The organism is uncultured Caballeronia sp., assembly GCF_964243625.1.
Classification (GTDB): domain Bacteria; phylum Pseudomonadota; class Gammaproteobacteria; order Burkholderiales; family Burkholderiaceae; genus Caballeronia.
Window position 1 is genome coordinate 1 of the sequence record NZ_CAXTGZ010000212.1, and the last position, 9,222, is coordinate 9,222.

Genomic DNA, 9,222 nt, shown 5'->3' on the forward strand with positions numbered 1-9,222 from the left:
CCACGGGCAGGATCGACTACAACTTTCAGATACACGAGACAAAGGAGCCTGGTTTCGATAGCGACGAAATGCCCGGCGTCAGCGTGTTCTACAAGGACGAAGCCGGCGATGTATTCCGCACGTTCTCCGCATATGGACGCGGAGTCGAACCGCTGATCGGCGCGTATGACCTGCTCGACATCACGCCCAAAGGACGCGATGAAGAACATGGCATGACGGACTGGATGCGGCATCACGATCGTTACGATGACGTGAAGCATGAGTCCGGAGGATGTTGCCACTAGCTTCAGTTGATCGCGTGAACGAGTCGGCCTGGAGGCGAAACAGGCCGACTCATTCGCGCCTGGCGCCAAAGCCGATGGCTCACGACCGCACGCGAGACGGTCGCCAGGCAGCTTGCGTTCGACATGTTCATCGCTGAGAACGACTTGTACTGTCACTAACAAGCGCTGACAAGCGCGACCCCGCACGCCCCCCCGCATTTACCCGTGCCGCCGTAAACCCTGAGCGGGGATTTCTTGTAACCGCTCCATTCATCGCCTATCCTCTGAAACGTTTCAGCCGATGGCGAATGGGTGATCCATGAGCATGCCTGACAGAACTCTCCCTACGCTGCGCGATGTCGCGAATGCGGCGAAGGTGTCTGTCGGCACAGCGTCGAAGGTGCTGTCCGGTGCTTCCGGAGTCAGCGCCGAGCGGGCGCGCCGCGTCTGGGATGCGGCACGTCTGATTGGATACCGGCGCAACGAGATCGCCGCCGACCTGCGCCGCGGCCGTCCCACTTCCATCGGTCTGGTTCTTCCCGACCTCACCAACCAGTTCTTTGTCGACATTGCGCGCGCCCTCGAAAATCATGCGCTGCAGCATGGTTACCAGCTCATCCTTGCCCATGCCAACGAGAACCCCGAACGCGAAACCGAGCGCATCCGTTTTGTGATGTCGCGTCAGGTAGCGGGCATGATCATCATTCCGTGCCGGGGTTATCAGCACGCAATAGCCGAGGCGCGGGAATGCAATGTGCCGCTCGTCATGGCCGATCGTGTGGACGACACCTTCCCGGCGAACACGGTGACGACCAACAGCCGCAGCGCATCCGCCGACGGAACCGCACACTTGATCGCGCTCGGCCACCGGCGCATCGCGTTCCTCGTCAACACTCTGGAACTGGTGAACTCGCGAGAACGCGCGGACGCTTATATGGATGCAATGCGCAAAGCGCATCTCGCCCGGTACATTGCAGTGATCGAATGCGGCATGACGGCCACCCAAAGCCATGCCACCACGCTCAAGGTATTGAGCGGTTCCACGCGCCCGACTGCCCTCTTCACAGGTTGCAACGTCACGACGCTCGGCGCGCTGCGCGCCATCCGCGATGCCGACTTGCACATCCCATCAGACGTGTCGCTGCTTTCCTTCGATGACGCCCCCTGGATGTCCGTGCTGCGCCCGTATCTGACATCGATACGTCAGCCCGTGGAGGCTATCGGCCATGCAATCTGGCAATTGATGCTCAAGCTTATGAACGGCGAGCAAGACGAATTCGTTCACTTGAGCTTCAAGGCCGAGTTGCTGGTGCGTGAAAGCACAACGTATGTATCAGCAGAAACAGCCGTACCCGGATGAAACGTTTCAGACGAATCACAACTTGAAAACAGGAGACATGGCAAATGGACCTCGAAAAAAGCACACTGACGCGCGTGACGGCGCGTCTAGTCCCCTTCCTGATGCTTTGTTATTTCATCGCTTATCTGGACCGCGTGAACGTGGGTTTTGCCGCGTTGCAGATGAACAAGGACCTCGGGTTTTCGCCCAGCGCGTTCGGCTTTGGTGCGGGGATTTTCTTCATCGCCTATTTCTTTTTCGAAGTGCCGTCCAATCTGCTGCTGGAAAAATTCGGCGCACGCAAATGGATCGCGCGGATCATGTTCACGTGGGGCATCCTCGCGGCCGCGATGGCATTCATTCCGCATATCGCGCAATACACGGGGATGTCCCCCGCGCACGTCTTTTATTCGCTGCGAGTGCTGCTCGGGATTGCTGAGGCAGGCTTTTTCCCCGGCATCATCTTCTTGCTGACCCTTTGGTTTCCGGCAGCGTATCGCGGGCGTGTGGTCGGTTATTTCATGGTCGCGATTCCGCTCTCCACGGTCATCGGCGCGCCTATCTCCGGTGCGCTGCTGAACCTCGACAAACTCGGGGGCCTCGCGGGCTGGCAGTGGGTCTACCTGATCGAGGCATTACCTGCGCTCTGCCTCGCGTTCGTGGTGTTCTTCTATCTCACCGACAAACCCGCCGACGCAAAGTGGCTCACCGACGACCAGCGTAACTGGCTCGTCAACCGGCAGGCCGAAGAGCGTCGGCAGCGCGAAGCCGTGCGCAGCTTCAGCGTGAAGGAAGCCTTGTTCAATCCGCGCGTGCTCGCCGTCGCGCTGATCTACTTCGGTGCAAACGCAACGAACTACGGCCTGAGCTTTTTCCTGCCGCAGATCGTGAAAGGCTTCGGCCTGACGAATGTGCAGACGGGATTCGTCACGTCGCTGCCTTACATTGTGGGCGCGATCAGCATGGTGTACTGGGGCCGCCACTCGGATCGCAAGCTCGAACGCAAATGGCATGTGGCGATTGCGCTGCTGGTCGCCGCGGGCGGGATTGCGGCATCCACTGCGCTGGATAATCCGGTGCTGAAGATGCTTGCGCTTTCCATTGCCGGGTTCGGCATCTTCGGTTGCCTGCCGGTGATCTGGACCTTGCCTGCCGCGTTTCTCTCAGGAGCGGCGGCCGCCGGTGGTATTGCCGCTGTGAACTCGCTGGGCAACCTGGCGGGATTCTTCGGCCCCTATGCGATGGGCTGGATCAAGGACAGTACTGGCAGCTTCGCCGCTGGCTTGTTGTGTCTGTCGGGCGCGGGCCTGGTCGGTGTTGCGGCCGTCTTGTTGCTCAAACACGATACCGCCCTGGAGAACGCGCCGCGCGGGACGTTTGTCGAGGAACGCCATACGTGAAGGGTGTGATGTAGCTTTCGCTTGCGATGGTCGGCCATCGCAAGCGACCGGAATCTTTAATCCAGCGATCTGAAGACGCGCTCGCGGCTCTCAAGATGATCGAGCAACGCCCTTCCCGCCGGCTCAGAGAACCATCGCGCGTGTCCGAGCAGATAACCATCGTACGCAATCTCTGCGTTCTCCGACGACCCTAGCGTAGCGTGAAAATAAGCAACCTCGGAAAGCGCGAACTCCGCATGTACAATTGGCAATAAAGCCACCAGCGCCGCGTATTCATCACCGGACAAGGGCGTGATCGACTCATACCCGTTCAGCAACGCGTCGATATGATCGAGATGCACGCGCCGTGTGTCTTGCGCGGATAACCACTCGATGGCATTTCGCTCGATCGCAACCGCGAGATCGTAGACCGCGCACGTCCGGTCGGATAGACCAAAATCCAGGATGGTGCTGACTTGCGCGCCGGGTGTGCTACCGGTCCAGAGAAGGTTAGAAGCGTGCCAGTCGCCATGTGTCCACAGCGGGCGCAATCCGGGCAGGAAAGGCGCCAGCCGCGCATGCCAGGGCAAGATGACCTCTGACACGTCCGAACGCCAGTCACGCGCTCCCAGGGCGCGAACCAGCAAGGGCTGTGCGTTGATCCACCTGTCGAGTGCGCCGATCAGATCGGATTCATTGAGCGCCCGAAAACTCGAGAGCAGCGGACGAATGGCGCGCGCCGGTGCGGCGTAATCGCGCGCAGCAATGTGCAAGCGCGCGAGCATCTGGCCCGCCGCAAACGCATGGGAAAGATCGGCGAAGGGCGTCCATGACATCGCTTTCCGATACACATCCGCCCCACCCGCCGCACGATGAACCTCGTATGTCCATTCGCCTTGAGTCACTGCCGTGGCGCCGTCAGGCATCGCAATGATGTCGGCAACGGGCAGCCCACGTGACGCGAGATACGCGATGAAAGCATGCTCTTCGGCGAGCCCTTCCACGTCGCGGATGTTCACGTGATGCCGTTTCACGAAAAACTCGTTGCCGTTCGCCGTCGTGATCAGCACGGCCGCCGAGAACGGCCGGGGGCTGTGCCACGTTAAGCCGGCCAAGGGATCAATCGAAGGAAACCTGCCAAGCACCGCCTCGACTTCTTCGCGGGTGATCAACGGCCAGTCGCGCTCGGCCTGCTCGCCATCGACACCGAATTGCAGGGGCGCGATATCGGCGGATGGTGCATCCGAAGCTATTGGTTTGAACGGCTTTCCTGTCGACATGACCGCCTCAGGCTGCGTGCGGCGTCTGAGCCGGTTCAACACGCGCCGCCGCACGGCTCCAGTCGCGCAATCCGATCACGGCCAATGCGACGAACAGCGCGTAGAGCCCGGAGGTCGGATAAAGACCCTTGAAAACAAACATCCCGACGTACACGACGTCCACTGCGATCCAGAGCCACCAAGACGCGATATAACGCCGCGCCGTCCAGTATTGCGCGACGAGGCTGAAAGCCGTCAACGACGCATCCACGTACGGCAACGCGGCGTCCGTGAAACGCGCCATCAACGACCCGAGCACCGCGCTTCCAATGACCGCAAGCAGCAAGCCCATCACGAGCGCCTTGCGCGCAACCGCCTGCACGCGCACCTCACCGGAATCCACCTGCGTGTTCCGTTTTCCTTGCTCAAGCCAGACCCACCATCCATAGACCTGCAGGACCGCGAAAGCGCCTTGCAGAAGCATGTCGGAGTAGAGCTTTGCATCGAAAAAAATCCAGCCGTACAGCGCCACCGACGCCAGTCCCACCGGCCAGCAAAGCATCTTGCGTCGCGCAGTCAGCCAGATGGCAAGCGCGCTCACAATAACACCGATGATTTCAAGCACGGACATTGCATTGGCCTCGGTTCAGGGATGCGTGTAAGACATTTCTAGAAATCATAAGTCAACGACAAACGTGCAGTGCGGGGCGCACCAAGGAAGAGATATGCGTCGCCCTGAAGCTCGCCGCTATCCTGCCAGTAATACTTGTTGAAGAGGTTATCGACGGAGAGCCGCACCACCGTCTTGTGGCCGCCAAGCTTCGTGGTGTATCGCGCGCCGAGATTGAAGACGAAATAAGACGGGACGCTTGCCGTGCCCTCCTCGTTTGCGGCCTTGCTGCCGCTGTAGTTGACGCCGCCGAGCAGATCGAGTCCCGCAACATGCGGCACGGCATAGTCCGCATAAAGCGCGGCGCTCAAGCGCGGCACGTTGATCACCTGATGACCCTCGTATGCGGGCGTGCCCGAGTCGTACGCACGCGCCCTGATCGCCGCGATGCTGGCCGTCAGCGTCAGCCGGTCCGTCGCCCGTCCCGCTGCGCTCAGCTCGATGCCCTGATGACGCTCCGTTCCCTGTTGCGTGAACGTGTAGCCTGCATCGGTGGAATCGGGCTTTGCGTATTCGAACGGCTTGTTGATCGCGAACACTGCCGCCGTGAGATTCAACCGGTCGAGCCAGTCGTACTTGGCGCCCACTTCAACCTGATTGGATACGACTGGCGGAAGAAATGCATACGCATTGCTCGCACGAACGGGAGCCTGATCGCCAAGCGAAAGCGCCTTGCTATAAGACGCATAAAACGAAAGTGGCGCGACTGGTTTGTACACGACCGCCACTTGCGGCAGGAAGATGGAACGGTCCGTGTCGGTAGCCGGGCCATCCATTTCAGTCCAGCTTCGCTGACGCAGCAGGACGCCACGCCCTCCGGCGAGGATCTGCCAGTGATCGTTGAACGTGATCCGGTCCGTGCCGGATACGGAATACTGGCGCGAATCGAGTTGCGGAAAAGACGCGCTCGGCGAATTCGGCGACGGATCGAATGTCAGGTTCGGCCCGTAGATATTCTCGCTGCCAACATAGTCATACACCGCGTTCGACAAATCGACCACGCGCCGCTGCACGCTGGTGCCGAAGGTCACGTCATGCTGGAGCCAGCCGGTTGAAAACTTGCCAGTGAGCACGGCACGAACTTCATCGTTTCGCCGATATTCCCCCGGACTCCGGTAGTCGTAGACATCGAAATCTCCGTTCGATGCAAAGAAAAACGGCGACGTGCCGCCCGCGCCACAACTCGGGACGTAGCCGCAACCATAGGCGAATGCGACGTTGTCGTCGATCATGGTGTGGCTGCGGCTGGCGGCTATGTAACCCTGCCACTTGTCGTTGAAGCTGTAGTCGAACCGCGTGTTGAGATTGAGCGCGTCGGTGGTGACGGGCTTGGTCCACGGCTGCAAGCCAAGCAGCTTCGATGCCGACGCAGCCGACGGCACCGCCGTCCCACCTAGCAATTGATACCCCGATGCCGAGCGCTGGATCAGTTGCTGGAACTCGGCATCGAATTGAAGGCTCGCGCGCGGGCTGATGATCCAGTCGGCTGCAATCGAGCCGAATGTGCGGCGGCCATCGGCGCCATCCACATAAGAGTGGATGTTCTCTTTCGCCGCATTGATTCGCAACCCGAACTGATTCTGATCACCAAAGCGCCGCCCCAGGTCGACGGCGGCGGACGTGGACCCGCGGCTGTCGACATCGGTCGTGATGCTCGCGACATTCCGCGGGCGCTTGGTCACGAAGTTGATGATGCCGCCCGGCGCGACCACCCCGCTTTCTATGCCCGCAAGCCCCTTCAATATCTCGACCCGGTCCTTGTTTTCCAACGCGACATTCTGCTCGCCGGAAATGGTCAGACCGTTGATCTTGATGGCGCTGGCAAGGTCGATCGGGAAACCGCGAATCGTAAAACCCTGGTAATAACCTACCGGCGCATAATCGTTGTTCACCGATGCGTCGTTGCGCACCACATCGCTGAGCAACTTTGCGTGCTGGTCATCGAGTTGCGCGCGAGTGACGACCGACACAGACGCGGGCGTGTCCTGCAGCGGCATTTCGTCGAACCCGGCAACAGAGGCGGAGCGCGCGCGATAGTCATTGTCATGCGTGGCCGTCACGCTTACCGCCGGAAGCACCGCTACGCCGTCAGGCGCGGCTGGCGATCCTGCCTGCGCAAATGCTGCCTGCATGCCAAACAGCGTGGTAACGGCAACCATGACGACCGATGTTCGATGCGCAACGAATTGCGAATGATGCACGGACGGCGCCTGAGTAAGTCTCTTGTTATTCATTGTTCTTGGATAATGCTGACAGGCGTCCGCCAGCCCACATCGATAAATGGAGAAAAGCGGATCTCTTTGATCAACAAAAATAATCAGAATGGGAGTTAAGCGTCAGGCGCCCGACTGTTCCCGGAGCCGCCTGTTTCGCTGCAGGCGACATGTTACAGAATTAAGCAGCGTGGAAAGATTTTCGGGCGAATTCAATAAGTCGATGCCTTGACAACCTGGGGCACGCCCATGGGTTTCATGTCTTGCCGTCCTAACCAGCGTTCCACGGCGCCAAGCATCGCGGGATCGGCAAGCAGGTCCCAATGGCCGATTGCGCCCATGCTGCAAATCTCCGCGTGCGGCGCGACGATCTTGAATGCCGCAGGATAAAGCGATACATGGAAACACTCGTCATTGTCTCCCGACAAGACCAGTACCGGCACGTCGGGACCAATAGGCGGTTTTTTCTCGACCCAAAGCCCGGGACCGAATGCGAGCGTCGTATTGAACGACCAGCTTTGGATATAACGCTTGTCGATCGCACGCGCCGCGGGCGCAAACTCGACTACCGTGCTCCCGTTGAAACGCGTAATACCTAATGCGCTAAGCAGGCTCAGTAGCCGCAGGCGCACACCGCGAAGACGCACCCATCCTCCAAAGTAAGGACGATTCACAGGCGAGCCAAGCCCGAGGAACGGAGCAAGAAACAAATAACCCGTCACCAGCCGATGAAGCGGACTGCGCGAGATGGCAAGAACGAGACCGCCTCCGGCAGAATGACCGCCCAACACAATCGACGATCCTTTGTGACGGCGCGCAGCGAACGTAATGAAGTCGGCGACATCCGAGATCATCTGATGCGGTTCATCGACTGCATGACCGGGACATCCCGGCGAGAGTCCATGGCCACGCATATCGAGCGTGTACACATCGGCAATATCACGCTGCGACAAGTGCTGCGCCAGCACGTGCAACTGGTCGCCGAAACATCCCGCACCGTGCACCAGGATCACAACGCGATGCGTGCTCCGCGATTCATAATGGCGATAAGCCAACGGGTAGTTGTCGGAGGTCGCGAACGCTTCGTGCGGCGGCAAGGCGGCCTGCATTGCACCGGGCGTGGCAGCGCCTCCTGCTGACGCAAGCCGCTCGAAGCTCGTGCGCGTCAGGTCCGGAAGCACGGACTTGCTAAAGGCGCTTACGGCACGCGCATAGCCGTAAAGTGTGCGCCAACTGAGTTGAGTATCACGCATCTTGGTTGCCGTTCGCGAGACTCAGTCCTGGGTGGTGCCGCTCACGATCATCACGGGCAGACCCGCAACGAAACGCCCGGTCCGGCCGCGTTCTTCGAACTCCGTAATCCATCGCATCACCTCGTCGTCCGTGAACAGTTTGCGTGCGTGCATGCCGGCAAGGACGCTCTTGAAATCGAGAATCTTGTTGACCGACTGGGGATCGAACGCGCTCACGCTGCGCATGCTGAACGTGATGTCGCGCAGGCCTGCATCGTGGAACATGGCGTACAGATCGCGAGCAAGGTAAGGATTGACGCATGACTCAGCGATCGACTGCATGATGCGCCCCGTCAGCACATAGTCGCTGCTTGCAACCCAGCAACCGGGCATATCAGGCTCGCTTACCACAATGCGCCCACCCGGGCGCGTCACGCGAATCATCTCCTTGAGCGCTTCTTGCGGCCTTGGAACGTGGATCAGCACGCGGTCGGCGCGCACCGCATCGAAGCTGCGCGCCGGGACGCCCAGCTCGTTAGCCGGCGCATTCCTGAAACTCAGCGACGGCACGTCCGTGTGACGACGGCGTGCTTCTTCCAGCATGGCTTCGCTCAAGTCGAATCCCACCGCGCTGCCACCGGGAACAACCTGCAATGCCAGCTTGCCGAGATCGTCGCCCGGTCCGCAGCCTATGTCGGCGATATGCATGCCGGGCTTGAGACCCATTAATTCAAACGTCTCCTGCTTATAGACCCGGAACGAATCGAGCGCCTGCATGACGTCGAGCCGCGCGACAAAAGTGTCCGCATCCACAGAATCGACACGCGAAAAATCACCAAGCTGGGAAGGGGATCGTGAGTTGGTCAT

The 9,222-nt window shown here is 59.9% G+C and carries 8 protein-coding genes; 3 read left to right on the forward strand and 5 right to left on the reverse strand.

Annotation, left to right across the window (positions count from 1 at the left end; translation table 11 throughout):
• The 3 genes from ACFFAR_RS15875 to ACFFAR_RS15885 all read left to right on the forward strand — a co-directional run.
• The coding region (locus ACFFAR_RS15875) for a DUF899 family protein (RefSeq protein ID WP_174363312.1) at window positions 1-284 on the forward strand (284 nt) is incomplete at its 5' end.
• A gap of 304 nt (window positions 285-588) precedes the next feature.
• Entirely contained in the window at window positions 589-1,623 is a 1,035-nt protein-coding gene (locus ACFFAR_RS15880) for a LacI family DNA-binding transcriptional regulator (protein ID WP_375508102.1), read from the forward strand.
• A gap of 44 nt (window positions 1,624-1,667) precedes the next feature.
• Window positions 1,668-3,002 (forward strand): MFS transporter, encoded by a 1,335-nt coding sequence (locus ACFFAR_RS15885; protein WP_174363310.1) that lies wholly within the window; start codon window positions 1,668-1,670, stop codon window positions 3,000-3,002.
• 56 nt (window positions 3,003-3,058) lie between these two features.
• Here ACFFAR_RS15885 and ACFFAR_RS15890 read toward each other — a convergent pair whose 3' ends face one another.
• From ACFFAR_RS15890 to ACFFAR_RS15910, 5 genes are all read right to left on the reverse strand, one after another.
• Window positions 3,059-4,261: a phosphotransferase gene (locus ACFFAR_RS15890; protein ID WP_174363309.1), complete on the reverse strand. Its 1,203-nt coding sequence runs from the start codon at window positions 4,259-4,261 to the stop codon at window positions 3,059-3,061.
• A gap of 7 nt (window positions 4,262-4,268) precedes the next feature.
• Complete coding sequence (pnuC, locus tag ACFFAR_RS15895) at window positions 4,269-4,871, reverse strand: nicotinamide riboside transporter PnuC (protein ID WP_174363308.1); 603 nt, start codon at window positions 4,869-4,871, stop codon at window positions 4,269-4,271.
• 38 nt (window positions 4,872-4,909) lie between these two features.
• On the reverse strand, window positions 4,910-7,069 hold the full coding sequence (locus tag ACFFAR_RS15900; RefSeq protein WP_375508104.1) for a TonB-dependent siderophore receptor: 2,160 nt from the start codon (window positions 7,067-7,069) through the stop codon (window positions 4,910-4,912).
• Between the two features lie 266 nt (window positions 7,070-7,335).
• On the reverse strand, window positions 7,336-8,376 hold the full coding sequence (locus tag ACFFAR_RS15905; RefSeq protein ID WP_174363306.1) for an alpha/beta fold hydrolase: 1,041 nt from the start codon (window positions 8,374-8,376) through the stop codon (window positions 7,336-7,338).
• Window positions 8,377-8,397: 21 nt separating this feature from the next.
• The coding region (locus tag ACFFAR_RS15910; protein ID WP_375508103.1) for a methyltransferase domain-containing protein at window positions 8,398-9,222 on the reverse strand (825 nt) is incomplete at its 5' end.